A 26462-nucleotide genomic window follows, 5' to 3' on the forward strand; every position below is an offset into this window, starting at 1 on the left:
GCCTTTCCTTGCCTTCGTCCACTCGTCGCCACGACCGGCGAGTTGTATTTTTGTGCGATCTTGCGATTTTGTGCGTTCTAATATACGGTACGAAAAACTACAAAGCCAGACCCAAGTTCGTTTGTTTCATCCGATCAATACGATCAATCGTCAGACCATTCAGGCAACACGATCCGGAACACTTGCTTAGGAGACCGACATGATGAAGAAGGCATGGATGCTGGCCGCAACACTGCTGGCGGCGATCGCGACCGCCCCCGTTCACGCATCCGGGGGCGACGTCTGCAAGAAGGTGACGCTCGGCGATGTCGGCTGGAGCGACATCGCGGCCACCACCGGTATCGCGATGATGCTGCTCGACGGGCTCGGCTACGAGGCGACCAAGACGATCGCGTCGCCGCCGATCGTACTGGCCGGCGTGAAGAAGGCGCAGATCGATGCGTTCCTCGGCTACTGGGATCCGAGCATGACGCCGACGGTGAAGCCGTTCGTGGATGCCGGCGCCGTTCATCAACTGCCGCAGCCCAACCTGATCGGCGCGCGCTACACGCTGGCCGTGCCGCAATACGCGTCGGACAAGGGCCTCAAGAGCTTCGCCGACATCGCCCGATTCCGCGACCAGCTCGACGGCAAGATCTACGGGATCGGTGCCGGCAACAACGGCAACGCGCTGATCCAGCGGATGATCGACAGGAACGAATTCGGGCTCGGCGGCTTCAAGCTGGTCGAATCGAGCGAGGCCGGGATGCTCGTGCAGGTCACGCGCGCCGTGCAGGAGCACCGGATGATCGTGTTCCTCGGCTGGGAGCCGCACCCGATGAACATCAACTACAGGATTTCCTATCTCGACGGCGGCGACAGCGTGTTCGGCCCGAACTACGGGTCGGCGAAGGTCTATACGCTCGTCACCCCCGGCTATCTCGAACGCTGCCCGAACGTCGGCCGGCTGCTGACCAACCTGACCTTCACGACCGACGAAGAAAACCAGTTGATGGTGCCGATCATGAATCACGCGGATCCGGTCGCGGTCGCGAAGGAATGGGCGAGGAAGAACCCCGGCGTGCTGTCGAAGTGGCTCGACGGCGTGACGACCATCGACGGGAAGAGCGCCAGGGACGCGATCGAGAAGCTGATCGGCGCGTAAGCACGCAATACAAGGAACCACCCATGGACAAGAATCTCGCGCTGTTCGACCTCGACCACACGCTGCTGCCGCTCGACAGCGACCAGGCCTGGAGCCGCTTCATCACGCGGGTCGGCTGGCGGGAGGACGGCGCGCATGCGGCGCTGATCGACGAGCACTACGGCCACTACGCGGCCGGCACGCTCGACATGGACGCGTATCTCGCCGTGACGCTCGCGCCGCTCGCCCGCTACTCGCGCGAGCAGCTCGAACGCTGGCATGCGCAGTTCATGGACGAGGTGATCCGGCCGGCCATCACGCCGCAGGCGCGTGCGCTGGTCGACCGGCATCGCGAGCACGGCGACCTCTGCTGCATCGTCACGGCCACCAACGTGTTCGTCACGCGGCCGATCGCGGCCGAGTTCGGGATCGAGCATCTGCTCGGCATCGAGCTCGATACCGACGACGGCACGCCCGGCGGGCAATTCACCGGGCGCAGCACCGGCGTGCCGAGTTTCCGCGAAGGGAAGATCGTGCGCACGGCCGCGTGGCTCGATTCGCTCGGCTACGTGCCGGCGGATTTCGAACGAATCTACTTCTACAGCGACTCGATCAACGACGTGCCGTTGCTCGATTACGTCACGCATCCCGTCGCGACCAATCCCGACATACGGCTTTCGCAGGTGGCAGGCACACGCGGGTGGCCTGTCATGAAGTTGTTCTGATTCGGGCGATATGCTCTGCTGTCCATTTCATGTTCGGAGGGGAAATGAAATCCGGAGTCAACAGCACCAATCCTGATCAATCAGGAATCCGATTCGAATCGGATCGAAAGGATGTCGTATCGCCGACACGGTCGGAAAGCCGCTTTCCGCACTGGCGCGGCGTTTTCATGATCGCGCTCCTGTGCACGCTGGCCGCTTGCGGCGACGGCGATTCGGGTGCGGCGGGCAATGTCGCCGCCGCCCGCGCATCGGCACCGGGTTCGGCCTCCGCGCCGGTCCTGCACTGCGCGAGCGCGTGCCACTGACTGACGCAGGCCCCTCGGCCGGCCGACTGCCCGCGCGACGCGCGGCGAAACGCAGCGTCCGGCAAGTCCGACCGGCATTCCAAGACAGAGAGCGATCATGCAAAACAAATCCACGACACGACGTCAGTTCCTCGCCGATGCGCTGAAGCTCGCCGGCGCCACCGCGGTCACCGGCATGCTGCCCGAGAGCATCCTGCGCGCGCAGTCGATTCCGGCGGCAACCGTCACCGGCACCCTCCAGGACGTCAAGCACGTCGTGATCCTGATGCAGGAAAACCGGTCGTTCGACCATTACCTCGGCACGCTGCGCGGCGCGCGCGGCTTCGGCGATCCGCGGCCGGTCGTGATTTCGAGCGGCTATCCGGTATGGCGCCAGCCTTCGCTGCTGTCGTACGTGTTTCCGTTCAACCCGTCGCCGCCCGTTTCCGGCGTCGCGAACGGCGACACCTATTACAACGATCTCGATCACAGCTGGGACGGCACGCACAGCGCGTGGAACAACGGTCGTTACGACAACTGGGTCGCGGCGAAGACCAGCGGCACGATGTACTACTTCACGCAGAACGACATTCCGTTCTATTACGCGCTGGCGAGCGCCTTCACCGTGTGCGACAGCTATCACTGCTCGATGCTCGGCCCGACGGACCCGAACCGCCTGTATCTGTGGACGGGTTGCTGCGGCAACGTCGCCGGCTATTCGCCGTACACGACGAACACGATGACCGGCACCGGCTGGACCACGATGCCGGAACGGCTGAACGCGGCCGGCGTCACGTGGAAGTTCTACCAGGACAAGGGCAACGGGCTGGATTCCAGCCACGGCTACGGCGAATACAACGGTTCCAGCAAGGATCTCTGGTGGAACGGCAACTATGGCGACAACGTCATCCTGAACTTCAGGCAGTACCAGAACCTCGGCGCAAGCGATCCGCTCGCACCGGCGCTCAACGGTACGCAGATCGATCCGAGCGGCGGCGGCAAGGAATACGATACGAATCTCTTCAGCCAGTTGCAGGCCGACGTCGCGAACGACACGCTGCCGCAGGTATCGTGGATCGCCGCACCGTATGCGTATTGCGAACATCCGTCGTGGGCCGCGAGCGGCGGCGAATGGTATGTGAGCAACGTCCTCAATGCGCTGACGTCGAATCCGAAAGTGTGGGCCAGCACGGTGCTGCTCGTGATGTATGACGAGAACGACGGCCTGTTCGATCACGTGCCGCCGGCCGTCCCGTCGAGCGCCTACGCGGGCACCGGCCAGTCGACGGTGTCGACCGCGGCGGAATTCGTCGCCGGCGGCGGCGGCGCATCGGACGGCTCGGCCAGCGGCGACGTGCCGATCGGGCTCGGCCCGCGCGTGCCGATGTTCGTGATCTCGCCGTGGTCGAAGGGCGGCAAGGTGAACTCGCAGGTCTTCGATCACACGTCGGTGATCCGCTTCCTGGAAGCGCGCTTCGGGCTGCAGGAAACGAACATCACGCCGTGGCGCCGCACGGTATGCGGCGATCTCGCGTCGGCGTTCGATTTCACGAATCCCGACCAGACGATTCCGGCGATCCCCGGTGCGGCCAGCAACATGGACCCGAACGGCTGGACGGTGCCGATCCCCGCCCCGACCACCACCGCGGTCCCGGCGCAAACGACCGGCCGCAACGCCGCATGCCGGCTGCCGTACGAGTTCTTCGTCCAGGGCAAGGTCAACCGGTCCGGCAAGACGCTCGCGCTGACGATGACCAACACCGGCGCGGCCGGCGTGCATCTGCAGGCGTGGGTCGACGGCACGGGCACGATCCCGCGGCAATACACGATCGGCGCCGGCACGGGCGCGTGCACGAACCTGTCGGATGCGCTCGCGCTGAATTCGGGCGGCGGCTACGATTACTCGATCTACGGCCCGAACGGGTTCCTGCAGACCTTCCGCGGCAACATCGGCGCGTCGGGGAACACGGGATCGCCGGCCGAAGTCAGCCTCTGCTACGACGTGCAGAACGGCAACGTGCAGATCACGCTCGACAACTCCGCCGGGTCGAGCGCGACGACGTTCCAGCTCGTCGACAACGCGTACGGGATGAACGCCGCGCAGTCGGTCAGCGTGCCGGCCGGCGCGACGCAGGCCGTCACGTGGTATGGCGACGCCGGCTGGTACGACGCGAGCATCCGCGACGCGAACGATCCGAATTTCCTGCGCCGTATCGCCGGCTGCGTGCAGATGCAATCCGGCACGTTGCTGACGGATTCGGCGATCGGCAATACGAACGGGAAATTCGTCGCGGCACTGGCGTCGCAGGGAGCGTCGTACGGCACGCTGCGGTTCGACTACGTCGTGCCGCCGTGGCGCCACAGCCCGAAGAACTGGGTGGGCATCTATGCGCGCGGCGCGCAGCCGACCAAGGGCAGCTACAAGTCGTGGGCGTACCTGCCCAAGAGCACCGGCTCGCTGCTGTTCTCGTCGACCGCGAACAGCACGCTCGCGTCGGGCCAGTACGACGCGTGGTATCTGTTCGACGACGGCTACACGCCGCTCGCGGGCCCCATCGCGATCAACATCTGAGATCGTGGCGGTCCCGCCATTGCCCAACGGCCCCGGCCGGCGCGCATGCTTCTCGCGCGTCGCCGGGCGCCGCGCTTACACGAGCAGGTCTTCGTAGAACGCGCCGAACGGCCGCGTCGGATGCGCGATCTGGATCTCGAGGATCCACAGGCCGGGCGCCGGCGCACCGTCGAAATCCCCGAGATTGCCGGCCTTGTAGATCGCGTGCGGGAAATCGCTGACGCGATGCCCCTTGATGTCGACGTTCAGCCGGAAGCCGTGCGCGTCGGCGCGTTGCGCCGCGAATTCGTACAGCGCGATGCCCGCGCATCCGGTGGTCCGCCAGTGATGCTCGACTTCGCCGTAGATGACGCCCGCCGCGCGCGCACAGGCATGCATGTCCGGATCGTCGCCGCACACGAACGTCGCGCCCGCGTCGCCCTCGTGCTTCGCCCAGACGGCGCCGAGGTCGATGAAGAAGATGTCGTCGGCGGCGAGGACGGGGTCCGCCACCGAACGCTCCTTGAACGTGCGCAGCGTGTTTTCCCCGAAGCGGACGAGAATCGGATGCCAGATTCGGTCCATCCCGAGATCCTCGAGCACGCTCGACCCCAGCGCGTTCGCTTCCGATTCGCGCATACCGGGGCGGATGCCCGCGGCGATCGCGTCGACGGCCTGCCACGTCATGGTTCTTGCATGCTGCATCGCGTCGAGCGAAAAGGTCTCGCCGACGGCTTCGCGGTGCGTCGAATTCAAAATGGTGCTCCCGTGCTGGTGAATGTGGGGTGATACGGTCGATCGTCGCTTCGATATGCGCGGATAAATATAGCGCTTTCCACGCCGGCGCGTCGCCCGCGCATTCCGTCATCCACAGCAAAACGGGCGCTCTGAAGGAGCGCCCGTTGTCGTGCCGGGCGCCGCCTGCTTCGGCAACGCCCGTCCGCCCGGTCGATCAGGACTTGTGACGCAGGCCGATATGCGTGACGAACTGCGTGTTCGCGCCCGCGCTGCCGACGAACGATGGCGACGAACCGATCTCGGCCTGCACCGGCACCGCGCGGCCGTTGATCGTGTTGCTGCCCGACGCCTTCTGGTACACCGCGCTCACGTACACGTCCGTGCGCTTCGAGAGTGCAGACACGATGCGTGGCGGCCGCCGTCGCGCCGATGCCGGCACCGGACCGTCATCGAAATCCAGCATAATCAGGCGGTTGAACAAGCACCGCAGCCGGCGCGCGAACGGCGCACACGCGGGCGACGTCGTCCGGTTCACGGCTTGTGCTCGTTCGGCAGCCGCGGATACAGCCGGTTTGTGCCGGTTTCGCGCGCGGCCAATTGTGCAGGTGCAAAAAGACGAACGAGGAACGGACGCGCTCCGGCATGCATCATGGCGCCGGCGATCGCGTCACACATCAGACCACGCCATCCCGCCGAATACAGGACACCGACACATGGACCGAGCCGAGCACATCAGCATCGAACCAGCGAGCGGGCTTCCCGCCAACGAACTGGACCGATGCGACTTCTCGTTCGATATCGCATGGGCGCTGAATGCGCCGTATCAGGACTTGCTCGATCTTCGCGCGCTGCCGGTACGGCGCAAGGACTACGGCTTCGATCCGGCCGGCTGGGCAGGCGAAGCGTCGGGCAAGACGGCGCTCTTTCGCGCAACGGCCGGCGGGCGGCTCGCCGGGTTCGTCGCGATCGCGGAGAGCTGGAACGGCATGGCCGAGATCGCGGAGCTGGCCGTCGACCGCGATTGCCGGCGCCAGGGGATCGGGCAGTTCCTGCTGGCCGCCGCGGAAGCGTGGGCGCGCAACCAAGGGTTCGGCTTCATGCGGCTGGAAACGCAGGCGAACAATGTCGCGGCCTGCAGCACGTATGCACGCACCGGCTTCGTGCTGGGCGGCCACGACCGCTTCCTGTACGCGGATGGCGACAACGACGGGGAAGTCGCGCTGTTCTGGTACAAGGACCTGCGCGACGGGCAGACCGCTCGAAGCCGCACGGTCGACCCGGAATCGCTGCGGCCGGTGCGGCCGGTGCGATGAAGCAGCGCCGACCGGCGCGTCATTGCCGCGTCACTTCCGCGTCGCCACGATGAACAGGCGCGGGAACGGCAGCAGCACGGTGCCGTCGGCCAGTGCCGGATAGCCGTTCGGGCCGGCGAGCGCATCGCGATAACGCGCGAGGAACGCACGCTGTTCGCCGTCATCGAGCGCCGCGAGAAACGGCCGCAACGCACTGCCCTTGAACCATTCGACGACCGCATCCGCACCACCGCGCAGCGGGTGGTAGTAGGTCGTGCGCCACACATCCACGCGCGAACCCAGCGGCGACAGCAGCGCGTAGTAGTAACGCGCGTCGAACCGCTCGGTGCGCGCCGCACCTTTCAGCTTGTCCGCCCATGGCCCGGCCGCCGCGACTTCGCGCATCAGCCGGTGCGCCGGTTCGTCGAGGTTGTCGGGCATCTGTACCGCGAGATGGCCGCCCGGCGCGAGCCGGCCGACGAGCATCGGAAACAGCGTGTCGTGCGCGGGCACCCATTGCAGCACCGCGTTCGACAGGATCAGGTCATAGCCGCCCGGATCGTCCCACGTGGCGACATCCGCGATATCGAAACGCAACGCGGGCAGGCGCTTGCGCGCGGCCGCGATCATGTCCGCCGATGCGTCGATCCCGTGGACCGTCGCGTCGGGTGCGCGCGCGATCAGCGCTTCGGTCGAATTGCCGGGCCCGCAGCCGATATCGACCGCCGTGCGGATCGGCGTGCGCGGCACGGCGGCCAGCAGGTCGCGCACCGGCCGCGTGCGTTCGTCCTCGAATTGCACGTACTGGTTCGCGTATTGATCGAGTGGGGTCGTCACGAGGGTTCTCCTTGTCGGCATGGGCGGCGTCGCCGCATCCGGGCGCGGGATGCATGCGGCCGTCGATGCAGCGCATTCTGCGACTGACACCGCACTTCAGTAAAATGAATTTAATATCGTGATTGATTCAAATTTCTGATGAAGATCGATACGCTCGGTGTCCAGGCTTTCGTCGCGATCGCCGACGGCGGCAGCTTCCGGCAGGCCGCCGACACGCTGCACGTGACGCAGACCGCGATCACGCAGCGGCTGCGCAAGCTCGAGTCGTTTCTCGGCGTCGCGCTGGTCGAACGCACGACACGCCGCACCACGCTGACCGAGATCGGCCGGCGCTTCCTGCCGCAGGCACGGCGGCTGCTGAACGAACTGTCCGATGCGCTGACCGAAATCCGCGAGACGGGTTTGAGCCAGCGCGGCGACGTCACGATCGCGTGCGTGCCGACGGTCGGCGTGCAATACCTGCCGCGCATCCTGCGCGCGTTCTCCGGGCACCGGCCGCACGATCGCGTGAAGATCCTCGACCACGCATCGGCATCGGTGCTGCAGGCCGTGCTGCGCCGCGAAGCCGAATTCGGCATCGGCATCGCCGGCGACCAGCACCCCGAACTCGTCAGCGTGCCGCTCACGCACGACCCTTACGTGCTCGTCTGCCGCGACGATCATCCGCTCGCGAAGCGGCGGCGCATCCGCTGGGTGGCGCTGCAGCCGCATCCGCTGATCTTCGCCGGCGAAGTGAGCGGCAATCGCGGGCTGCTCGAAGGCGCGCTGAAGACCAGCGGCGTGTCGCTGCATTCGTTCTACGAGGTGCAGCGCAGTTCGACCGCGCTCGGGCTCGTCGCGGAAGGGCTCGGCGCGGCCGTGGTGCCGAAGCTCGCGATCCAGAAGAACGCGTATCCGATGATCCGCACGATCGAGCTCGTCGAGCCGTCGGTATCGCGCACGCTGGTGCTCGTCACGCGCAAGAGCGCGCAACTGTCGCCTGCGGCGCGCGCGCTCTACGACATGATCGTCGAGCGCGCGACGCGGGAGCGGTGATTCGCAAGCGGTACAGGCGCTTCCGAAACATCGCCGGATATGAACGGCGGGGCATCCTGCATTACGCGTGCCGTCACTCGCTCACGATGTCGGCGGATGTCAGGAACAAGCCGGTGGCCGCGACAACGCGCTCAAAGCGTCTTGACCATGAACACGCGCGCGGTCCCGTCCGGCTCGCACGGCACTTCGCCGAAGGTCTCGTAACCGTGCTTCCGGTAGAAATCCGGCGCCTGGAACGAGATCGTGTACAGCACCGCGCGTGCGCACCCGCGCCGTTTCGCTTCCGCTTCGGCCTCGCGCAGCAGCCGGCTGCCGAATCCGCCGCCGCGCAGCGATTCGGGCAGGTAGAACAGATCGATGAAGAAAAGGCCGAGCGAAGTCCTGCCGGTGAGGCCGCCCAATACCTCGCCGGTCGCGGGATCGGTCACGTAGACGTCGAGCGCGGCCGTGTCGGCGCGCCCCGTCATCGCATGGTTGAATTCGCCGAGCTTGCGGCTGATGAAGTCTCGTGCGGCCGGCTGCTCGGTGTCGGTCAATTGAAGGGTAACGTCGGGAAGGGCTGTCATCGGGCGAACGCGTGCGTGAAAAGGCCGCCGGGCGTACAGCACCCGCTGCGGGCGTCGCACGACTATAGCGCGTCGCGCGCCCGCCGCTCCGTTCCGCGTTGTCGCGATGCGTGGGCTGACGCCACCGCGAACGCCGCCTTAATGTCGGCCACGCGGCGCCGCTCGCGCGCGATCATCGTCCGGTTCACGACGATCTCGCCGTCGCGAACGGGCGGCCGCCCTCTTCCACGTTCTTCATCGCACGATCGATCGTGCGTTTCACAAAATCCATGGCTGCGTCCTCGTAGGAACGGCATGGCGGGAACGTGCGCCAGCCAGTGGCCGACGCACGTCGAGCGAACCTGCGCGGCACCGTCGCTGCAGCGCCGCGCCGGCGTCGGAACGGTCAGAACGGCTTGGTCGGCAGGTACTTGCCGTCGAGCGTGATCACCGCGCGCGAACCGCCTTCGGGATCGTCGACCTTCTTCACGTCGAGCCGGAAATTGATCGCGCTGATGATGCCGTCGCCGAACTTCTCGTGGACGAGCGCCTTCAGCGTCGTGCCGTACACCTGCAGCATTTCGTAGAAGCGGTAAATGGTCGGGTCGGTCGGCACGCGATCGTCGATGCTGCCGCGCAGCGGAATCGTCTGCAGCAGCAGCACCGCGTCGTCGTCGAGGCCGAGCTTGTCGGCGACGACGCGCGCCGCGTCGGCCGGCAACGCATGCTGGCCGAGCAGCGCGGCCGTGACGAACGCTTCGCTGAGGCCCGTGCCTTCGGTGAGCTGCGCGAACGACAGGTTCTTGCGCGCCTTCGCGAGGACGATGGTTTCCGCAAGCGCGTGGCGGGCGGTCTGACTGTGCTGGGACTGGATCATGGCAATACCTCGTGGCTGGGTGGGAGCGATTCAGGCCGCAACGGGGAGCGTCGCGGGCGTGGCGCGGACGTCGGGATGGTCCGCCAGGGAGACGAACCGGCCGGTCGCGCCGTCATGGGCGTCGATGCAGCCGGATTCGATGTCGTAGACCCAGCCGTGCAGCGCGAGACGCCCTTCTTCGAGCGCGAGCCGCACGGCAGGGTGCGTCTTCAGGTTCGCGAGTTGCGCGACGACGTTCTCGCGCACCATCGAGTCGATCCGTTCGCGTTCGCTGCGATGCGCGCGCGCCTCGTTCACGACGCGCGCCGAATCGGCGTAGCGCAGCCAGTGGCCGACGGCCGGCATGTGATCCATGCACTGGCAGGTCGCGATCGCGGTCATCGCGCCGCAATCGGAATGCCCGCAGATCACGACGTCGGTCACGCGCAGCGCGGCCACCGCGTATTCGACCGATGCCGATACGCCGCCAGGCTCGGGGCCGTACGACGGCACGATGTTGCCGGCGTTTCGGATCACGAACAGATCGCCCGGTTCGCGCTGCGTGACGAGCTCGGGCACGAGCCGGCTGTCCGAGCACGAGATGAACAGCGCACGCGGGTTCTGGCTGCGCGCGAGATCGCGGAACAGCGCGGCGCGCTCCGGATAGGCGTCGCGCTGGAACTTCAGAAAGCCTTCGATGATGTCCTTCATCGCGTGTCCTCCGGTGTGGGTGAAATCGATGAAGGGCAGGTTACGCCGGACTTCCAATAACGTAAAAGACTGATTTATGATCCAGCGGATAAGCACGACTTATAGGAACCGCCATGCTGCTTCGCCACATCAACTACTTCCTGGCCGTCGCCGAACACCGCAGCTTCACGCGTGCCGCCGCTGCGCTGCACGTGTCGCAGCCCGCGCTGTCACAGCAGATCCGCCAGCTCGAGGAGACGCTCGGCGCACAACTGTTCGACCGCACCGGGCGCGTCACCCGCTTGACGGACGCCGGCGACGTGTATTTCCGCTATGCGCGGCAGGCGCTGCACGATCTCGCGGAAGGCCGGCGCGCCATTCACGACGTGCAGGATCTCAGCCGCGGCTCGCTGCGGATCGCGGTCACGCCGACTTTCACGAGCTATCTCGTCGGGCCGCTCGTCGAGGCGTTTCACGGCCGCTATCCGGATGTGTCGCTGTCGGTACGCGAGATGTCGCAGGAGCGCATCGAGGCGCTGCTCGTCGACGACGAGCTCGATGTCGGCATCGCGTTCGATGAGGTGCAGACGGCGGATATCGAAGTGGAAACGTTGCTGGTCGAGACGCTCGCGCTGGTCGTGAATCGTCAGCACGCGCTCGCCGGGAAACGCAAGGCCGGCCTGCGTGCGCTGCACGACGCGCCGCTTGTGCTGCTGACCGCCGAGTTCGCGACGCGCGCACAGATCGACCGTTATTTCCGCGAGCACGACGTGCGGCCGCGTGTGTTGATGGAGGCGAATTCGCTTGGTGCGGTGATCGAGATCGTGCGCCGCACGCATCTCGCGACGCTGCTGCCCGCGACGATCGCGACCGGGCACGACGATCTCGTCGCCGTCGCGCTCGATCCGGCCGGGCTGCGGCGCACGGCCGTGCTGCTCCAGCGCAAGGGCGCGTACCGGAGTGCGGCCGCGCGCGCGTTCGTCGAGCTGGCGCCAGGAGTGGGAAAGGGAAAACGGGAAGGCGATTCACGCCCGGCGCGCCGAAGGGCGGCCGGCAAATGAACGCCTGCGTCGGATCGAATCGACGCGAAGAAACGCGTCAGTTGTAGCCGAGAATCGCCACCGCCGCGACATCCGGCCGATCGAGCGTATTCCCGACGAGCGACGTCATCGGCTCCTGCAGCACGGCCTGATACGACGTCACGCGCGCCTCTTCCGGCACGCCCGCTTCATCGGGTGCCGGTTCGTCGAACGCGTCGAAACCGCTGAAGAACCCCGGTTGTTTCTGCGAAAAAGCCATCTCCACTCCTTTGATATGTCGTTGATGTTCTAGCTGACCTGTTTCAACGCCGCCGCATGCACGGACGCGTCGTCATGCACGGCCTCCGATCGCGCAAGCTGCGCGCGCGTACGCCGCGTGATGTGAATCACCGCGAATACCACCGGCGCGATCAGCAGGCCTTCCGCCAGCTCCGGATCGACCGGCAGGTTCATCACGTGCAACGCCTTGAACGCCGCCGTCGCGAGCGACAGCACGTAGTACGAAATGGCCGCCACCGACAGCCCTTCGACCGCATGCTGCAGATGAAGCTGATTGCGCGCGGTGCGCTCCATTCCCGCCAGCAGGCGCGTCACGTCCTTTTCCTGCGCGAGGTTCACGCGCGTGCGCAGCAGGTCGACCGCGCGTGCGATCCGCGCGGCGATCTGCTCGTGGCGCGCCCACACGCTGCGGCACGTCTCCATCGCCGGCGCGAAACGCCGCTCCATGAATTCGGCGATCGTCGGCATCCCTTCGATGCGCTCCTCACGCAATTCCTGGATGCGCGCCAGCACGAGCTTCTCGTACGCACGCGACGCGCTGAAACGCGCACCCGATCCCGACAGCGATTCGACCCGTACCGCGAGATGCGTGAGCTTGACGAGCAGCGCCGTGTCGTCGCCGTCGGCGCCGCTCGCGTCCATCCGCTGCATCAACGCATGCAGCGCCGTGTGAATTTCGTCGAGTTCGCGGCTCATCCGGCGCGCGACGGGCAGCGCGAGCAGCGCCATCATCCGGTACGTTTCGATTTCATGGAGACGCTGCAGCAGGCGGCCGCCCTGCTCCTCGCGGAAATCCTCGTCGACGACGAGAAAGCGCATGAAGCCGTCGTCGCGCACATGCCAGTCGCAGAACACCTTGCCGCCGCCGAGCACGTTGCTGCCGACGAGCGCGGGCCCGTCGATCCAGCGGCGCAGGTCGCCGCAGACGAGCCGCGCGGCATCGCCCGACAGCAGCTCCATCCGCACCGCGACGAAGCGGATGCCGGCGAGCCGCGCGAACCATGCGGCCGGAATGCCTTCGATCGCGAGATCGTCGAAATAGGCGGTGTCGCGACGCGGCGCGACGAACGTGAAGGTCGAGAATTCGGTGTGGCGCTCCCACTTCAGGTGCCAGCCGCACGGCGACTGCGCCGCGTAGTGCGTCGCACCCTCGTGCGGCGCGGCGATGCCGGTGTCGCGGCACAGCGCATGCAGCAGCGTTTCGTGGATGTCGGGCTGGCCGTCCGCGTAGATCGCGTAATGCGTGAGCGACACGGCTTCGGCAAGCCGCAGGAACGGCCGGGCATGCAATTCCGCGGCCAGTGCGGCGCGCAACGGATGATCCATCATCGAGACACCACTTTTTCCTGTTCAAGCCTGCGTGCCGGGCGAAACGCCAGCGTGATCGCACTATGGCAGACACACAGCAACAATAAAAACGCATAATGCTGATCGTTACGTTCAGTTTTCCTGATACCCATGAAGATGCTCGATCACGACGTGCTGGCCACCGTCGTCGCCGTCGCGGAGACGGGCAACATGACCCGCGCCGCCGAAGCCGTGAACCGCTCGCAGTCGGCCGTGAGCATGCAGATCAAGAGCCTGGAAGACGCGATCGGCCGGCCGCTGTTCGTGCGCAAGCCGCGCAGCATCGTGCTCACGCGCGAGGGCGAAGTGCTGCTGGGATTCGCCAGACGAATGCTGGCGCTGCGCGACGAGGCGTGGGCGGCCGTGGTGCGGCCGGAAGTGACCGGGAAAGTGGTGATCGGCGTGCCGGACGACTATGCGTCGTCGCTGCTGCCGTCGGTCCTGAAGAAATTCTCGGCGACCTACCCGAAGGTCGAGATCCAGGTGATGGGGCTGCCGAGCAGCGCGCTCGCGCCGCTGATCAAGGACGGCACCGTCGATCTCGTGTGCGGCACGCGCATCAAGGGGCTGACCGGCGACTTCATCCGCCACGAGCCGATGGCGTGGGCCGCGATGACGAACGGGCCGCGCGTGTGGGAAGAGCGCCCGCTGCCGATCGCGGTGTTCATGCCGGGCAGCGTCGCGCGCGAGAACGCGATCCGCAGCCTCGAACGCGCGAAGGTGCCGTACCGCACGTCCTATGAAAGCCCGAGCCTGCTCGGGCTGCTCAGCATGGTCGAGGCCGGCCTCGCGGTCGCGCCGCTCGCGCGCTGCGCGATTCCCGCGCAACTGTCGATGCTCGGCCGCTCGCACGGGCTGCCCGACCTGCCGCCGCTCGAACTGATCCTCGCGCGCAGCACGAAATCGAAGCGGCCGCCGTGCGACTTTCTCGCGGAACAGTTGATGGAAGACCTTCAGCGGCAGACCGGGCAAACCGCCGACGCGTGATCAGCGCGTCGCGCCGAACCCCGCCGTCGTCAGCGCGGCATTGACGTTCGCCGCGACCGCGTCGACGAGTGCTTCGAGCGTATCGCCGCGCACCTGCGCGTGTTCCGGCGCGACATGCTCCGCACGTTGCCAGCCCCACTGCGCGCCGGACGCGACCGACAGCGTCGCGCCGTACCGCTTGCCGTGACGGCGACCGAAGATGCTCACGCGCCGCTCGTCCAGATACGCCTGCTCGGGCAGACAGAGGCGGATCTCGACCGCGACCTGGCCGGGATCGTTGACTCGCGAGGCCGGGCTGACCGCCGGCGCGAACACCTTGCCGATCCGCAACGTCACGCAGCGCTCCCAGGCCGCGAGCGGCCCGCCGTCCGCGTCGACGCGCTCGGTGTCGACCGACCACTGATGCCCGTCGGGCACGACGATCGACTGATGCAGCAACATTTCGGCCACGCGAACCGTCGTCACGAGCTGCCGCGCAAGCTGCCGGCCCGACGGCAGCGACGCCGTCCGCACACGGCGGCTTGCCGGCCGCGCGACATGCACTTCTTCCGTGAGGTACATGGACACTCCGTATTCAGGATCGGCGCCGCGCACGGCGCGGCGCACGGGCATCCGCCGCCGGGTGGACAGCACGACGACCGGCGATCCGGCGGCGGGTCAAACACGCCATACACGAACGAGCAATAACCGTTCCCCGTTTCACCGGGCCTGCGGCCCGACGCGCAACCGGCGCGCGACGGGCCCGATCGTCGCATCGGCCTGCTGCGCGATCAGCGTGTGCAGCGTGAAGTCCAGATCCTCCGGTGCAATCTCGAAGTGCACATGGATCACGTCGCGCACGGCGCGCGCGCTGACGACATACACGCCGAGCGGAGAATGCAGCAGCGCGGCGAGACGGGCGCGCGCGAGTTCGCCGGAGTCGGCCGTCAGCGTGACGGGCAACTGCAGGCGCGGGCGCGGCGGCGGGAAAGGAATGACGTTCTTGCGTGCGCCTGCGCGCAACTGGCGGCCGGCGACATCGAAGGCGGGAACGGGATGAATGAAGGTCATGGAGCGGACGGAAGCCGTCTCGGCTGTTCGACACATCCCCAGCTTAGAAGAGACCGCATAAACGTCGTGCAAAAAAAACGGGGCCGCGGTGCAAAAAGCGGCATGTGGAACGCAGCCCGCCATCTGCGGGCCGCGCGACGGACGGGCGCGCGCCAGGATCGCCCGTCGCTCGCGTCAGCCGCGCCCGCGCCCGAGCTTCGGTCGCTTCGGTCGCTTCGGTCGCTTCGGTCGCTTCGGTCGCTTCGGTCGCTTCGGTCGCTTCGGTCGCTCCAGTCGCTCCAGTCGCCCCAGTCACCCCAGTCGCCCCAGTCACCCCAGTCACCCCAGTCGCCCCAGTCACCCCAGTCGCCCCAGTCGCCCCAGTCGCTCCAGTCGCCCAGCTTGCCCCGCTACGCGAACGCCTCGAGCGACGCGCGTCGCCGCTCGTCGACCATCGATTCGATCAGCGACACCAGATCGTTGGTCAGCGGGTCGCAGATGCCGGGCGAGCGATGCAGTTCGAGATCGGCCGCCGGCAGCGGCGGCAGCCCGTCCGTCTCGTCGAGCACGCGCCAGTTCTCGGGCAGCGTGCAGCGATCGATCATCGTCACGGCCGCGCCGTGGTTCACCGCGATCTTGATGCCGGTCGGGCTCTGGCTCGTATAGACGACGTGATATGGCCGCTCGGCCGTCGCGAGCGCCTGCAGCCCCCGCTGCCGGTAGCAGCACGTCTCGGGAAACAGCGCGAGCGGCACCGATGCGTGCGTGCCGAGCGCGAAATCGCGGTGCGCGGCCCACACGACGTCATGACGGCCGAGCAGCCGCCCGCCCGCGTTCGGCCCGTGCCGCACGACGAGCGCGACGTCGAGCTCGCCGGCCTGCAGCCGTTCCAGCAGTTCGAGCGACGTGCGGCAATGCACGTGCAGGCGCGCACCCGGCCGCAGCGCATAGAACGACTTCAGCAGGTCGGGCAGCCACAGCTCCGCATAGTCCTCGGGTAACCCAAAGCGTACGACGCCGCGGTCGCTGCTCGTCTGCTTCAGCGCGATGATCGCGTCGTTCTGCACCTGGATGATCCGCCGCGCGTGGATCAGGAAGTTCTCGCCATCGCGCGACAGTTCGAGCCGCCGGCTGTTGCGCATGAACAGGTGCGTGTCGAGCCGCTCCTCGAGCGTGCGGATGCGCAGGCTGATCGTCGACTGCGTACGGTGCAGTTGCCGGGCCGCGGCGGTGAAGCCGCCGCTTTCGACGACGGCGACGAATGCCCGGATCAGCTCCGGATCGAGCGAAGTCAGCTTCGACCAATCGGGCTTCGAGAAAACCCCGGGCCGCCCCAGGTTTTCCGTCCCGAAGGAAGTCCCCTTGGGGGAGCGCCCCTCCTGGGGGATCTGGCGCGAAGCGACAGGTTTCTCAATGGCAGCCATCGGAATTACTCGCTTTCGAAAAGAAATGGGAAGACGAAAGATAGGGCTCGGAGTACGCCGATTGTTGTCCGGATGCGCTCGGCCCTCCAACCCCTACCCGGGTATGACAAACCCGGAGCCTGCACGCGAAAACCCGCCCGCGGATTCCGCCCCGCATGCCGTCGCGGCGGCGGCGGCAGCCCGCCCGGCGGGCGTTCGCGCGACAGGCCGAGGGCTTTCCCGGAGACGACGAAAACTCATAGCCCGATCAGAAAACATCGATTCACCGGCCGCGCCGCGGCCCACCACAATCGCCTCACACCCAACCTCATCGACGAGACACCGCAATGACCGCACCGCAACCCAGGCAGCTCTACATCGGCGAAGGCTTCGAAGGCCCCGGCGTCAACCTCGCGCACATCAACGTGCTGGTCGGCCCGCGCAACGGCCCGGCCGGGCAGGCCTTCGCGACCGCGCTCGCGACGCCGTCGGCCGGCCACGCGCCGTTCGTCGTGATCGCGCAACCGGGCGTGCCGACCAAGCCGCTCACGCTGTACGTGAACAAGGCGCAGATCGCCGGCGACTTCCACGGCAATGCCACGTGGGGCGCGTCGCAGGCCGGCATCGCGAAGGCCGTGGCCGAAGCGCTGGAGAACGGCACTCTGCCGCCCGAGGCGGAGAACGACTGGGTCGTCGTGTCGGCCAACTGGGTCAACCCGCAGACCGACGACCTCGACGCCGTGTTCGAGAACAACTACCGCGCGTGCCGCAACGCGATCGTCGCCGCGATGGAAGGGCTGCCGCATCGCGACGCGGTGTTCGCCGCCGCGCGCGACGTGTCGAACCCGTTCTACACGCCGAACAAGCATTGACGGACAACGAACGGCCGGCAAGGCCGCACCAGGAGGAAGCATGGAATACGTTCGCCTCGGCCAGTCCGGCCTGAAGGTGTCCCGCCTGTGTCTCGGCACGATGAACATGGGCACCCCCGAATGGAAGCCGTGGATCTTCGACGAAGCGCAGAGCGAGCCGATCGTGCGTCGCGCGCTCGACGCCGGCGTCAACTTCATCGATCTCGCGGATTTCTATTCGACGGGCGTCGGCGAGGAAGTGGTCGGCCGCATCCTGAAGCGCAACGCGCGCCGCGAGGAGCTCGTCGTGACGACCAAGGTCGGCTACGACATGGGCAGTTATCCGAACGCGGGCGGCCATTCGCGCAAGCACGTGCTCGACGGCATCGACGGCTCGCTGAAGCGGCTCGGGATGGATTACGTCGACATCTTCATGCTGCACTTCTTCGACGTGAACACGCCCGTCGAGGAAACGATGAGCACGCTGCACGACATCGTACGCGCGGGCAAGGCGCGTTACATCGGCGTATCGACGATGTACACGTGGCAGTTCGCGAAGATCATGCAGGCGTGCGAGCGCAACGGCTGGGACAAGCCGATCAACATGCAACTTCAGCTCAATCTCGCGTACCGCGAGGAGGAGCGCGAGATGGTGCCGTACTGCATCGACCAGGGCGTCGGCGTGTCGGTATTCAGCCCGCTCGCGCGCGGCCTGCTGACCTGCGAGCCGCAATCGACGCGCAACCAGACCGACTTCTTCACCGCGCAGATGTACGGCGACGCGTCGTCGCTCGCGATCGCCGCATCGGTCGCGAAGGTCGCGAAGCGGCGCGGCGTGCCGCCCGCGCAAATCGCGCAGGCGTGGGTGCTGAGCCGCCCCGGCATCACGAGCATGCTGGTGGGCGCGGATTCCGTTGCGCAATTCGACAGCGCGCTCGGCGCGCTCGAAACGCAACTCACCGAAGAAGAACTGCACGAACTGGAACGCAACTACACGCCGTGCGACCTGATCAACGACTACACGGCCGGCAAGCGCATCGCACGCGAGTCGCGTCCGGCGCAGGGCAGTTTCGCGGCCGAATGAAGCATTGAAGCACTGAAGGAACGACACACGATGAACGAATTTCTGAGGACCGGCCATTACATCGGCGGCGAATGGCACGAATCGCATGGCGCGAGCGACGCGACCTATCCGGTGCTGAACCCGGCGACCGGCGAAACGATCGCGAAGGTCGCGAAAGGCGGCGCCGACGACACGCAGCGCGCGATCGATGCGGCCGCACACGCGTTTCCCGCGTGGCGCGCACTGACCGCGAAAGAGCGCGGCGCCCGCGTGAAGCGCTGGGGCGAGCTGATGCTGGAACACCGCGACGCGCTCGCCGAGCTGCTGACGCGCGAACAGGGCAAGCCGCTCGCGGAAGCGCGCGGCGAAGTCGCGTACGCGGCGAGCTTTCTCGAATGGTTCGCGGAAGAAGCGAAGCGCATGTACGGCGATGTGATCCCGAGCCCGAAGTCGAACGCGCAGATCGTCGTCACGCGCGAGCCGGTCGGCGTCGTCGCGGCGATCACGCCGTGGAATTTCCCGCTCGCGATGATCACGCGCAAGGCCGGCCCCGCGCTCGCGGCCGGCTGCACGATGGTGCTGAAGCCGTCCGAGGAAACGCCGCTGTCGGCGTTCGCGCTCGCGGTGCTCGCCGAGCGCGCGGGCGTGCCCGCCGGCGTGTTCAACGTCGTGTCGGGCGACGCGGTCGCGATCGGCGAGACGCTGACGAGCTCGCCCGTCGTGCGCAAGCTGTCGTTCACGGGCTCGACGCGGGTCGGCAAGCTGCTCGCGAAGCAGTCGGCCGACACGCTGAAGAAGCTGTCGCTCGAACTCGGCGGCAACGCGCCGTTCATCGTGTTCGACGATGCCGATCTCGATGCGGCAGTCGAAGGCGCGATCGCGTCGAAGTTCCGCAACACCGGGCAGACCTGCGTGTGCGTGAACCGCTTCCTCGTGCAGGACGGCGTGTACGACGCGTTCACGCGCAAGCTCGCGGACGCCGTGCGCACGCTGCGCGTCGGCAACGCGCTCGCGGGCGACGTCGACCAGGGGCCGCTGATCAACGAAGCGGCACTCGGCAAGGTCGAACGGCACGTCGCCGATGCCGCCGCGAAGGGCGCGACCGTGCTAGCCGGCGGCAAGCGTCACGCGCTCGGCGGCACGTTCTACGAGCCGACCGTGCTGACCGGCATGACGCCCGACATGCTGATCGCCGAAGAGGAAACCTTCGGCCCCGTCGCCGGCTGCTTCCGCTTCGCGACCGAGGAAGAAGCCGTCGCCGCGGCGAACGACACGCCGTTCGGGCTGTCCGCGTATTTCTACACGCGCGACCTCGGCCGCGCGTGGCGCGTGTCGGGTGCACTGGAAAGCGGGATGGTCGGCGTCAACGACGGGATCATCTCGACCGAAGTCGCGCCGTTCGGCGGCGTCAAGCAATCGGGGCTCGGCCGCGAAGGCTCCAAGTACGGCCTCGGCGAATACGTGGAACTCAAGTACACGCTGATGGCCGGCCTCGGCCGCTGACCCCTGACCGCTCTCCGCGGTCGATCCGCGCCGCGCGCCGCCCGGCCGCGCGGCGCCTCGCACGGCTCTCGCGACGTCGTTCGACGCCCGCGCGCCGCATGCATACCCAATCCGGAGGCAGCTTGACCCAAGCCAACGTTCAATCCGGCACCGCGCGCGCGTTGCCGCTGTCGCGCGGCGCCGATGCGCCGCACCGCCCCGTCGCGCTCGACGACGTGCCGCTCAACCGTTTCCATGTGAAGATCGCCGGCCTGACGTTCGGCGCGCATTTCACCGAGGGCTACACGCTCGGCACGATCGGTTATGCGCTCGCCGCGCTCGGCAAGCAAATGCCGATCGACGCGTTCTGGATGGGGATGATCGGCAGCTCGGCGCTGATCGGCATCTTCTTCGGCAGTCTCGTGTTCGGCTGGCTGTCCGACCGGATGGGCCGGCAGAAGATCTTCCTGACGAGCTTCGTGATCATCACCGCGGCCGCGTTCGCGCAGTGCTTCGTGAGCTCGCCGCTCGAACTGTGCGTGCTGCGCGTGCTGATCGGCTTCGGGATGGGCGGCGACTTCACGGTCGGCCACGCGATCCTCGCCGAATTCTCGCCGCGCAAGCATCGCGGCGCGCTGCTCGGTTCGTTCAGCGTGATCTGGACGATCGGCTATGTCGCCGCGAACGTGCTCGGCCTTGCGTACGGCGACGCCACGCCCGACGCATGGCGCTGGCTGCTCGCGTCGGCCGCACTGCCCGCACTGATCGTGCTGGTGCTGCGGATCGGCACGCCCGAATCGCCGCGCTGGCTGCTCGGCAAGGGCCGCGTGCAGGAAGCGCGCGCGATCGTCGCGAAGCATTTCGGGCCGCACGTGATGCTCGACGGCTCGGGCGAACCGCATGCGAATGCGGGCTTCACGCGGCTGTTCCGGCCTGACCTGATCCGCCGGACGGTCTTCAACTGCGCGTTCTTCGTGTGTCTCGTGATTCCATATTTCGCGATCTACACGTTCCTGCCGACGATCCTGAAGACGATCGGCCTCGCCGAAGGCTTCGGCGCGGACCTGCTGCTGAACGCGCTCCTCGTGCTCGGCGCGCTGATCGGCATCTGGCTGACGATCCGGCTGTCGCGGCGCGGCTTCCTGATCGGCTCGTTCGCGGTGACGTGCGCGTCGCTCGTCGCGCTGGCGGTGCTGCCGTCGTCGGCGGCCGTCGCGATGATCGTCGCGTTCGCGATCTTCACGCTGACGATGTCGGCGTTCAGCAACCTCGTGGGCGTGTTCCCGCCGGAGTGCTTCCCGACCGAGGTGCGCGCGAGCGGCGTCGGCCTGGCGATCGCATGCAGCCGGCTCGGCTCGGCGATCGGCACGTTCCTGCTGCCGGTCGGCATCGTGACGCTCGGTTTTCACGCGACGATGTTCGCGCTGGCGGGCGTATTGATGGTGGGGATGATCGTGTCGATCGCGTGGGCGCCGGAGACGAAACATCTGACGCTGGAGGAGGCGTCGGGGCATTGACGGTGGAGGCGGGCTTCGTGCTTGCCTGCGTCGTCGCGCTCACGGCTTTCGCATCGACACACGGCTCGTGCGCCGCGGCGATGCGAATGCAATTTGAACGAACCCGGCCGAGGCCGGGTTCATGCATTCTGGCCGAAAATTTTTTTGCCTTCCCGACGAGACGTGATTCGCGAAATCGCTCAGAACAGAATCGACGCGTAGTCCCGCGCGCCGTGCAGGATGTGAAGAATGTCGATCCGCGTCGGCGGATCGCCGACGACCCGATAAAAGATCTGATAGTTGCCGTACACGCGATGCCGCACGCCGTGGCGCTCGAAGCGCGGCACCAGCGGAAACGCCAACGGCAACCCGGCAAGGCCCAGACACTTGTCGCGAATCTCCCGCACGAAAGTCACGGCCCGTTGCGGGTTGTCGCGCGCGATGTAGTCGGCGATCGCTTCGAGTTCTGCAATCGCAAGGTCCGACAAGCGGACGATCATGCCTGACGATCCGCCTGCGCCCGATACTTCGCCTCGAGGCGATCGAATACGGCCTCCGCATCGGCGCCGCGTCCTGCTTCCGCATCGGCCAGGCTGCGCGCGATCACCGCGTCCAGCGCGTTCAGTTGCGCTTCGCGATCCTGAATCAGGCGCACGCCTTCCCGAAGCACTTCGCTCTTGGATCCGTAACGCCCCGATTCGACCAGCTTCGCGACGTAAGCCTCCAGTTGCTGGCCCAGTTCGGCACTGATCATGTCGACCTCCCGACGGCATTGAATTCGATCCATGCAGGGTAACCCGGTTATCAACTATTATCAAGGAAATGGACTCCAGACGGATCGGTGCGCCTGCATGCATGCAGGCGCCGCCGATCGGGCGGATGGACGGAACGGAACGCGCGTCGGGCAGGCTGCGGCGGCGCCGGGCATTCATCCGGTGATCGCCTTCTCTCGTGCAGCCTTGCCGGACCCTCACCGTGCGAACGCCGATCATGATTGAAGACGTCGTCACGCCACAACCTGGCCTGAAGGTCTATCCGTCCGACGCCGACGTGTTCGCCGAGCCCGCTGCCGCGCTGGCGCGTCACCTGCATCCGCTCGTGTCGATCGACCTGTCGGCGGTCGATCCGTCATGGCAAGACTGGATTCATCTGCTCGTCGCCAGCGTGACCGGCCGGGAGTACCGCGCGATGGACGCCGACTGGATTCTTTTGTTCGACGAACCGGTCAGCCGCGTTGCGGTGCTGACGTTCGACTGGACGTAAAGCGCGCGGGGCCGTGGGTCTCCGCGCGTTCGACCTGGCCGTTCGGCGGACTCGGCCCGCCGGATTCGCGGCGATATGCTGGGGTTTTCCGCTTTTCGCCCGCCACCATGCCCGCCCGCTTTGTCGATCTCAGCCATGTCCTGCCGTACGAGACGACGTACTTCGACGATCGGCTAACGATCGATCGAAGCGATCTGGATATCTCCGCGTTGCTGGGCATGAACGGCAATATCCCCGACAAACTGCTCGTTTCATTATGCGGAGCACCTGCCGGATCGGAAATTCAAGCGTATCTCGACAGCGCGAACAGGTTGACTTTCAGCGTCACCCACCCTGCATTGATCCGATCCGAGAATCGCGTATCCGTCGTTCGAAAATCGGACGTATCCGCACTCGAACTCAGGACAATCGATCTCGTCGATCATGCGATCGCCGGACTCGGCGCGGTGATGTTATGGCGAATCGTTCGGGCATGCGATACGTTGGGGATCGTCCAGATCCGCACACTTGCGGCGGGCGGGCGCAAGGCCGCACCGAAGCCTGGCGGGCGCCGACTGTTTGGATATTACGCCTGGCCGCGCTTCGGCTTCGACGCACCCATTCCCGCCCCGCACGGCGACGAAGCGGCACTGTTTCAGTATTTCCAGGAAGACCCGGCCGGTCTGGCCGACGGGTCGCTACGGTCGCTGCGTGCGCTCTACTCAACGCGATTCGGGCGAGATTTCTGGCGCGTAGCGGGATCACATCGCTGGATGACTTTCGACGTCACGCCGCACGGCAAGTCCGTGCAGACGTTGCAGGAATACTTGATTGAAAAGGAGATTTACGAATGACCGGAAAGCACACGCCTATCACCGGATTCCGGATTACGCGGCCCGCGGCGATGCGTGGCCGCCCGATGAGCGAGCATCGTCCCGTTCGCCTCTCGGAAGCCCGCCGACTCCTTGACACGTTCGTCACGCGCGAACTCCATCACAGCCTGGCGCGCGTCATGCGCAAGTCCGCCGTCGAGCACGACGCACGAGCGGCTGCGGCAGCCGCCGCAGCCGCATCTCCGCCGCAACGAGCCGTCTTCAACGTGGGGCGCATCGATCCATCGAAGTGCCAGTTGCCGATCTTCACGGACGCGGAAGCAGAAGCCATGGCCCGCCGTGAAACGCTCATGCACTTCGGGCTGGATCCCGACTCGTAACCGGCAGCGACGGAAAGAAACCGCATGCCTCGAGTCGTCAACGATCGTGCCGATCTCCGTTCTCGGTAACGATCGTTGACAGATACAGCGACCGGAAGCACGGCAAGACAAACGTGGACTGATCCGATTGTTTCCATGTCCTGATCAGCCGCGACTCACCGCCCGGCACTCGCCCCTACCCCCTCCTCGCCGCCTGCTCCCGCAACCACGCGGCAAACGCGATCACATGCTCGACCGCGACGCTCTCCGGCTCGACATCGAGCCAATAGCCGAACGGCCCGATCGGCTGCACCGGCGACAGCCGCACGAGGCTGCCCTCGCCGATCTCCTCTTCGATCATGTTCAGGTCGACGACTGCGAGCCCGGCGCCCTTGCGCGCCGCACGGATCGCCTGTTCGAGCGTCGAGAACTCGATGCCGTCGCCGATCCGCGCGACCGGCACGCCCGCCTGCTCGCACCAGTCGGCCCACAGCGCCAGGCGCTTCCCCTCGTGCAACACATGCAGCGACGGCAGCCGGCCGAACAGCGCATCGAGCGCGTCGCCGCGATAGCGCGGCGCACCGACGAGCGCATGCCGCTCCATCATCAGCAGCTCCGATTGCATGCCGGGCCGCGCCGCACGCCCGAAGCGGATGTGGCAATGGCAATCGTCGGCCGGCTCGGTGCGGATCGACAACTCGACATCGGGCAGCGCCTCCGCGAGGGTGCCGAGCCGCGGCGAAAACCACTGCGTCGCGAACGTCGGCGGCAGCGACACCGTCAGGCGCCGCTTCGCGCCCGGCTGCGCGGCGGCGACCTCGCCGACGCCGCGCTCGATCGTGTCGAATGCCTGTCCGATGAACGGCAGCAACCGCTGGCCCGCATCGGTCAGACGCACGCCCTTGTGATCGCGCTCGAACAGGCGCGCCCCGAGCGCTTCCTCGAGCAGCCGGATCTGCCGGCTCACCGCGCCCTGCGTCACGCACAGCGAGACCGCCGCGCGATTGAAGCTCAGGTGACGCGCGGTCTCCTCGAAAAATCGCAGCGCGATCAACGATGGCAGGCGTCGCATGATGTGTGTCCCTCTCGTTCGTGTTGTTGCCGGCCGGCCCCGCCGGCCATCCTGCGGGCAGCTTTATCGCAAAAAAGTGCACCGGCCGTCACGCCGTGAAAACCCCGACGTCCGGCGCGCGCGGGCCCGGCCGCCCGCCGCGCCATTCATCGTCCCCGTCCCGCCGGCCTCCCGCCTACAATAAGCATCCCGCACCAAACACGACACCGCCCCGTGAGACGCAAGATGCCGGCGCTGAATGCGCTGAAAGCCTTCGAGATGGCCGGCCGCACCGGCAGCTTCACGCGCGCGGCCGAACTGCTCAACGTGACGCAGAGCGCGGTGAGCCGCCAGGTTCGCCAGCTCGAAGGCCAGCTCGGCGAAACGCTGCTCGAGCGCCGCCATCACCAGCTCGAACTGACGGCGGCCGGCCGCGTGCTGCTGCGCGCGCTGCAGCAGTCGTTCGACAAGATCGAGCTGACCGTGCGCAGCCTGCAGGAAAAAACCCACCTGAACCGCCTGCGCGCGAACGTGCCGCCGACCTTTGCCGCGCGCTGGCTGATGCCGCGCCTCGGCCGGCTGCGCGACGCGCATCCCGAATTCGAGCTGAGCCTCACGACCCGCATTCACGACAGCCTCGGCGAATCGCGCGTGCTCGACTGCGCGATCCGGTTCGGCGACGGCGAATGGGATGGCTTCGACAACGCACTGCTGATGCAGGAGCAGCATATCGCCGTCTGCGCGCCCGCGCTGTATGCGCGGCTGCGGCAGGAGGGCGCGCCGATCGACCTGAACCGCTTCACGCTGCTGCACGTGCTCGCGACCGACGACCAGCGCTACCTGACCTGGCAACACTGGCTGAAGGCGGCCGGCATCGCCGACGTCGACACGCGCGGCGGCTACGAATTCGACTTGCTCGACCATGCGATCCGCGCGGCGATCGACGGCCTCGGGATCACGATCGCCGATCGCCACATGGTCGCGCGCGAGCTCGCGACCGGGCAACTGATGCAGGTGCTCAACGTACACGTCGACGGCCACCAGTCGTACTGGTTCGTCACGCGGCCCGAGCAGACGAACCTGCCGCACATCGTGCAGTTCCGCGACTGGCTGCAGCAGGAAGTGTGGCTCGCGAAGCGCCACCTCGAACCGTCGTCGCCGCTGCCGCAGGTGCCGCTGGCCTAGCGCGCGATCCGGCCCTGCCAGCCCCGACCGGCGGTCGCGGGCGACACCTTGGCGCCTTCCGCACCCGCCCGCATTCGGACCGGTCGGAAAATGCGGCCCGACCGCCGCCCGCGCCCCGTCCCGCCATCGCCGCACCCGC

The 26462-nt window shown here is 66.8% G+C and carries 30 protein-coding genes and 1 pseudogene; 16 read left to right on the forward strand and 15 right to left on the reverse strand.

What is annotated here, in order from left to right:
* Positions 1-199: 199 nt before the first annotated feature.
* The 4 genes from JYG32_RS26275 to JYG32_RS26290 all read left to right on the forward strand — a co-directional run bounded on the left by JYG32_RS26275 (position 200) and on the right by JYG32_RS26290 (position 4704).
* Positions 200-1144 (forward strand): choline ABC transporter substrate-binding protein, encoded by a 945-nt coding sequence (locus tag JYG32_RS26275; RefSeq protein WP_433960856.1) that lies wholly within the window; start codon positions 200-202, stop codon positions 1142-1144.
* A gap of 23 nt (positions 1145-1167) precedes the next feature.
* The gene (locus JYG32_RS26280) at positions 1168-1848 is read left to right on the forward strand and encodes an HAD family hydrolase (protein WP_213265556.1); all 681 of its coding nucleotides are present in this window, start codon (positions 1168-1170) and stop codon (positions 1846-1848) included.
* A gap of 167 nt (positions 1849-2015) precedes the next feature.
* Positions 2016-2153 (forward strand): hypothetical protein, encoded by a 138-nt coding sequence (locus JYG32_RS39105; protein WP_249744649.1) that lies wholly within the window; start codon positions 2016-2018, stop codon positions 2151-2153.
* A gap of 97 nt (positions 2154-2250) precedes the next feature.
* Positions 2251-4704, forward strand: coding sequence for a phosphocholine-specific phospholipase C (locus tag JYG32_RS26290; protein WP_213265557.1), 2454 nt, complete (start codon positions 2251-2253; stop codon positions 4702-4704).
* Between the two features lie 75 nt (positions 4705-4779).
* Here the strand turns inward: JYG32_RS26290 and JYG32_RS26295 are convergent, their stop codons facing one another.
* The 3 genes and pseudogenes from JYG32_RS26295 to JYG32_RS26305 form a co-directional block, all read right to left on the reverse strand.
* Positions 4780-5439: a M24 family metallopeptidase gene (locus tag JYG32_RS26295; protein ID WP_174378409.1), complete on the reverse strand. Its 660-nt coding sequence runs from the start codon at positions 5437-5439 to the stop codon at positions 4780-4782.
* 196 nt (positions 5440-5635) lie between these two features.
* Positions 5636-5818, reverse strand: a pseudogene (locus JYG32_RS26300) (porin); the annotation flags it as partial.
* Between the two features lie 134 nt (positions 5819-5952).
* On the reverse strand, positions 5953-6096 hold the full coding sequence (locus JYG32_RS26305) for a hypothetical protein (protein ID WP_213265558.1): 144 nt from the start codon (positions 6094-6096) through the stop codon (positions 5953-5955).
* A 38-nt stretch (positions 6097-6134) separates the two neighbouring features.
* Here JYG32_RS26305 and JYG32_RS26310 point away from each other — a divergent pair, with 38 nt between their 5' ends.
* Positions 6135-6734, forward strand: a complete 600-nt coding sequence (locus tag JYG32_RS26310) for a GNAT family N-acetyltransferase (RefSeq protein ID WP_174378411.1) — start codon at positions 6135-6137, stop codon at positions 6732-6734.
* A 30-nt stretch (positions 6735-6764) separates the two neighbouring features.
* On the opposite strand, the gene tam is transcribed toward JYG32_RS26310, so the two are convergent.
* Positions 6765-7550, reverse strand: a complete 786-nt coding sequence (gene tam / locus JYG32_RS26315; protein ID WP_174378412.1) for a trans-aconitate 2-methyltransferase — start codon at positions 7548-7550, stop codon at positions 6765-6767.
* 138 nt (positions 7551-7688) lie between these two features.
* Between tam and JYG32_RS26320 the strand changes: the two genes are divergently transcribed.
* Positions 7689-8585, forward strand: coding sequence for a LysR family transcriptional regulator (locus tag JYG32_RS26320; RefSeq protein WP_213265559.1), 897 nt, complete (start codon positions 7689-7691; stop codon positions 8583-8585).
* Positions 8586-8716: 131 nt separating this feature from the next.
* Here the strand turns inward: JYG32_RS26320 and JYG32_RS26325 are convergent, their stop codons facing one another.
* From JYG32_RS26325 to JYG32_RS26335, 3 genes are all read right to left on the reverse strand, one after another.
* Positions 8717-9151, reverse strand: a complete 435-nt coding sequence (locus tag JYG32_RS26325; RefSeq protein WP_213265560.1) for a GNAT family N-acetyltransferase — start codon at positions 9149-9151, stop codon at positions 8717-8719.
* A 385-nt stretch (positions 9152-9536) separates the two neighbouring features.
* Entirely contained in the window at positions 9537-10007 is a 471-nt protein-coding gene (cynS, locus tag JYG32_RS26330) for a cyanase (protein ID WP_174378415.1), read from the reverse strand.
* A 30-nt stretch (positions 10008-10037) separates the two neighbouring features.
* Positions 10038-10697: a carbonic anhydrase gene (locus JYG32_RS26335; protein WP_174378416.1), complete on the reverse strand. Its 660-nt coding sequence runs from the start codon at positions 10695-10697 to the stop codon at positions 10038-10040.
* A gap of 113 nt (positions 10698-10810) precedes the next feature.
* Here JYG32_RS26335 and cynR point away from each other — a divergent pair, with 113 nt between their 5' ends.
* Entirely contained in the window at positions 10811-11737 is a 927-nt protein-coding gene (cynR, locus tag JYG32_RS26340; protein WP_213265561.1) for a transcriptional regulator CynR, read from the forward strand.
* Positions 11738-11774: 37 nt separating this feature from the next.
* Here the strand turns inward: cynR and JYG32_RS26345 are convergent, their stop codons facing one another.
* Complete coding sequence (locus JYG32_RS26345) at positions 11775-11975, reverse strand: hypothetical protein (RefSeq protein ID WP_213265562.1); 201 nt, start codon at positions 11973-11975, stop codon at positions 11775-11777.
* Positions 11976-12004: 29 nt separating this feature from the next.
* Positions 12005-13324, reverse strand: coding sequence for a DUF3422 family protein (locus JYG32_RS26350; protein WP_213265563.1), 1320 nt, complete (start codon positions 13322-13324; stop codon positions 12005-12007).
* Positions 13325-13453: 129 nt separating this feature from the next.
* Here JYG32_RS26350 and JYG32_RS26355 point away from each other — a divergent pair, with 129 nt between their 5' ends.
* On the forward strand, positions 13454-14329 hold the full coding sequence (locus JYG32_RS26355; protein WP_174378420.1) for a LysR family transcriptional regulator: 876 nt from the start codon (positions 13454-13456) through the stop codon (positions 14327-14329).
* Here JYG32_RS26355 and JYG32_RS26360 read toward each other — a convergent pair whose 3' ends face one another.
* From JYG32_RS26360 to JYG32_RS26370, 3 genes are all read right to left on the reverse strand, one after another.
* Positions 14330-14890, reverse strand: coding sequence for a hypothetical protein (locus JYG32_RS26360; protein ID WP_213265564.1), 561 nt, complete (start codon positions 14888-14890; stop codon positions 14330-14332).
* 138 nt (positions 14891-15028) lie between these two features.
* Complete coding sequence (locus JYG32_RS26365; protein WP_213265565.1) at positions 15029-15379, reverse strand: hypothetical protein; 351 nt, start codon at positions 15377-15379, stop codon at positions 15029-15031.
* A 389-nt stretch (positions 15380-15768) separates the two neighbouring features.
* Complete coding sequence (locus JYG32_RS26370) at positions 15769-16782, reverse strand: LysR family transcriptional regulator (RefSeq protein WP_249744650.1); 1014 nt, start codon at positions 16780-16782, stop codon at positions 15769-15771.
* Positions 16783-17108: 326 nt separating this feature from the next.
* Here JYG32_RS26370 and fae point away from each other — a divergent pair, with 326 nt between their 5' ends.
* The 4 genes from fae to JYG32_RS26390 all read left to right on the forward strand — a co-directional run bounded on the left by fae (position 17109) and on the right by JYG32_RS26390 (position 21674).
* Positions 17109-17633 carry a formaldehyde-activating enzyme gene (gene fae, locus JYG32_RS26375; protein ID WP_174378423.1) on the forward strand — a complete coding sequence of 175 codons (525 nt, stop codon included), beginning with the start codon at positions 17109-17111 and terminating at the stop codon, positions 17631-17633.
* A gap of 40 nt (positions 17634-17673) precedes the next feature.
* Positions 17674-18696 carry an aldo/keto reductase gene (locus JYG32_RS26380; RefSeq protein WP_213265566.1) on the forward strand — a complete coding sequence of 341 codons (1023 nt, stop codon included), beginning with the start codon at positions 17674-17676 and terminating at the stop codon, positions 18694-18696.
* Positions 18697-18726: 30 nt separating this feature from the next.
* Complete coding sequence (locus JYG32_RS26385; RefSeq protein WP_213265567.1) at positions 18727-20178, forward strand: NAD-dependent succinate-semialdehyde dehydrogenase; 1452 nt, start codon at positions 18727-18729, stop codon at positions 20176-20178.
* Between the two features lie 122 nt (positions 20179-20300).
* A complete protein-coding gene (locus tag JYG32_RS26390) occupies positions 20301-21674 on the forward strand; it encodes an MFS transporter (protein WP_213265568.1) in 1374 nt (457 codons plus the stop codon).
* A 179-nt stretch (positions 21675-21853) separates the two neighbouring features.
* Here the strand turns inward: JYG32_RS26390 and JYG32_RS26395 are convergent, their stop codons facing one another.
* Positions 21854-22153, reverse strand: coding sequence for a type II toxin-antitoxin system RelE/ParE family toxin (locus JYG32_RS26395; protein WP_213265569.1), 300 nt, complete (start codon positions 22151-22153; stop codon positions 21854-21856).
* Positions 22150-22407 (reverse strand): type II toxin-antitoxin system ParD family antitoxin, encoded by a 258-nt coding sequence (locus tag JYG32_RS26400; RefSeq protein WP_213265570.1) that lies wholly within the window; start codon positions 22405-22407, stop codon positions 22150-22152. Before JYG32_RS26400 ends, JYG32_RS26395 begins: the two co-directional genes overlap by 4 nt.
* 236 nt (positions 22408-22643) lie before the next feature.
* Between JYG32_RS26400 and JYG32_RS26405 the strand changes: the two genes are divergently transcribed.
* The 3 genes from JYG32_RS26405 (at position 22644) to JYG32_RS26415 (ending at position 24108) form a co-directional block, all read left to right on the forward strand.
* Positions 22644-22916: a hypothetical protein gene (locus JYG32_RS26405; protein WP_213265571.1), complete on the forward strand. Its 273-nt coding sequence runs from the start codon at positions 22644-22646 to the stop codon at positions 22914-22916.
* 107 nt (positions 22917-23023) lie between these two features.
* Positions 23024-23749: a hypothetical protein gene (locus JYG32_RS26410; protein ID WP_213265572.1), complete on the forward strand. Its 726-nt coding sequence runs from the start codon at positions 23024-23026 to the stop codon at positions 23747-23749.
* On the forward strand, positions 23746-24108 hold the full coding sequence (locus JYG32_RS26415) for a hypothetical protein (protein WP_174378430.1): 363 nt from the start codon (positions 23746-23748) through the stop codon (positions 24106-24108). Before JYG32_RS26410 ends, JYG32_RS26415 begins: the two co-directional genes overlap by 4 nt.
* 175 nt (positions 24109-24283) lie before the next feature.
* Here JYG32_RS26415 and JYG32_RS26420 read toward each other — a convergent pair whose 3' ends face one another.
* A complete protein-coding gene (locus tag JYG32_RS26420) occupies positions 24284-25159 on the reverse strand; it encodes a LysR substrate-binding domain-containing protein (RefSeq protein WP_174378431.1) in 876 nt (291 codons plus the stop codon).
* Positions 25160-25384: 225 nt separating this feature from the next.
* Between JYG32_RS26420 and JYG32_RS26425 the strand changes: the two genes are divergently transcribed.
* Complete coding sequence (locus JYG32_RS26425; protein ID WP_047901832.1) at positions 25385-26323, forward strand: LysR substrate-binding domain-containing protein; 939 nt, start codon at positions 25385-25387, stop codon at positions 26321-26323.
* The last annotated feature ends 139 nt before the right edge of the window (positions 26324-26462 follow it).

The organism is Burkholderia pyrrocinia, from assembly GCF_018417535.1.
GTDB lineage: Bacteria > Pseudomonadota > Gammaproteobacteria > Burkholderiales > Burkholderiaceae > Burkholderia > Burkholderia pyrrocinia_E.

Excerpts from the sequence above, each read along its gene's own strand:
- JYG32_RS26360 (WP_213265564.1), bottom strand. The coding sequence starts at position 14,890 with ATGTACCTCACGGAAGAAGTGCATGTCGCGCGGCCGGCAAGCCGCCGT.
- JYG32_RS26305 (WP_213265558.1), bottom strand. The coding sequence starts at position 6,096 with ATGTGTGACGCGATCGCCGGCGCCATGATGCATGCCGGAGCGCGTCCG.
- cynS (WP_174378415.1), bottom strand. The coding sequence starts at position 10,007 with ATGATCCAGTCCCAGCACAGTCAGACCGCCCGCCACGCGCTTGCGGAA.
- JYG32_RS26310 (WP_174378411.1), top strand. The coding sequence starts at position 6,135 with ATGGACCGAGCCGAGCACATCAGCATCGAACCAGCGAGCGGGCTTCCC.
- JYG32_RS39105 (WP_249744649.1), top strand. The coding sequence starts at position 2,016 with ATGATCGCGCTCCTGTGCACGCTGGCCGCTTGCGGCGACGGCGATTCG.
- JYG32_RS26405 (WP_213265571.1), top strand. The coding sequence starts at position 22,644 with ATGATTGAAGACGTCGTCACGCCACAACCTGGCCTGAAGGTCTATCCG.
- JYG32_RS26425 (WP_047901832.1), top strand. The coding sequence starts at position 25,385 with ATGCCGGCGCTGAATGCGCTGAAAGCCTTCGAGATGGCCGGCCGCACC.
- JYG32_RS26385 (WP_213265567.1), top strand. The coding sequence starts at position 18,727 with ATGAACGAATTTCTGAGGACCGGCCATTACATCGGCGGCGAATGGCAC.
- JYG32_RS26335 (WP_174378416.1), bottom strand. The coding sequence starts at position 10,697 with ATGAAGGACATCATCGAAGGCTTTCTGAAGTTCCAGCGCGACGCCTAT.
- JYG32_RS26420 (WP_174378431.1), bottom strand. The coding sequence starts at position 25,159 with ATGCGACGCCTGCCATCGTTGATCGCGCTGCGATTTTTCGAGGAGACC.
- JYG32_RS26280 (WP_213265556.1), top strand. The coding sequence starts at position 1,168 with ATGGACAAGAATCTCGCGCTGTTCGACCTCGACCACACGCTGCTGCCG.
- JYG32_RS26400 (WP_213265570.1), bottom strand. The coding sequence starts at position 22,407 with ATGATCAGTGCCGAACTGGGCCAGCAACTGGAGGCTTACGTCGCGAAG.
- fae (WP_174378423.1), top strand. The coding sequence starts at position 17,109 with ATGACCGCACCGCAACCCAGGCAGCTCTACATCGGCGAAGGCTTCGAA.
- JYG32_RS26320 (WP_213265559.1), top strand. The coding sequence starts at position 7,689 with ATGAAGATCGATACGCTCGGTGTCCAGGCTTTCGTCGCGATCGCCGAC.
- JYG32_RS26325 (WP_213265560.1), bottom strand. The coding sequence starts at position 9,151 with ATGACAGCCCTTCCCGACGTTACCCTTCAATTGACCGACACCGAGCAG.
- JYG32_RS26355 (WP_174378420.1), top strand. The coding sequence starts at position 13,454 with ATGAAGATGCTCGATCACGACGTGCTGGCCACCGTCGTCGCCGTCGCG.
- JYG32_RS26345 (WP_213265562.1), bottom strand. The coding sequence starts at position 11,975 with ATGGCTTTTTCGCAGAAACAACCGGGGTTCTTCAGCGGTTTCGACGCG.
- JYG32_RS26380 (WP_213265566.1), top strand. The coding sequence starts at position 17,674 with ATGGAATACGTTCGCCTCGGCCAGTCCGGCCTGAAGGTGTCCCGCCTG.
- JYG32_RS26370 (WP_249744650.1), bottom strand. The coding sequence starts at position 16,782 with ATGGCTGCCATTGAGAAACCTGTCGCTTCGCGCCAGATCCCCCAGGAG.
- JYG32_RS26290 (WP_213265557.1), top strand. The coding sequence starts at position 2,251 with ATGCAAAACAAATCCACGACACGACGTCAGTTCCTCGCCGATGCGCTG.
- JYG32_RS26275 (WP_433960856.1), top strand. The coding sequence starts at position 200 with ATGATGAAGAAGGCATGGATGCTGGCCGCAACACTGCTGGCGGCGATC.
- JYG32_RS26410 (WP_213265572.1), top strand. The coding sequence starts at position 23,024 with ATGCCCGCCCGCTTTGTCGATCTCAGCCATGTCCTGCCGTACGAGACG.
- cynR (WP_213265561.1), top strand. The coding sequence starts at position 10,811 with ATGCTGCTTCGCCACATCAACTACTTCCTGGCCGTCGCCGAACACCGC.
- JYG32_RS26365 (WP_213265565.1), bottom strand. The coding sequence starts at position 15,379 with ATGACCTTCATTCATCCCGTTCCCGCCTTCGATGTCGCCGGCCGCCAG.
- JYG32_RS26350 (WP_213265563.1), bottom strand. The coding sequence starts at position 13,324 with ATGATGGATCATCCGTTGCGCGCCGCACTGGCCGCGGAATTGCATGCC.
- JYG32_RS26395 (WP_213265569.1), bottom strand. The coding sequence starts at position 22,153 with ATGATCGTCCGCTTGTCGGACCTTGCGATTGCAGAACTCGAAGCGATC.
- JYG32_RS26415 (WP_174378430.1), top strand. The coding sequence starts at position 23,746 with ATGACCGGAAAGCACACGCCTATCACCGGATTCCGGATTACGCGGCCC.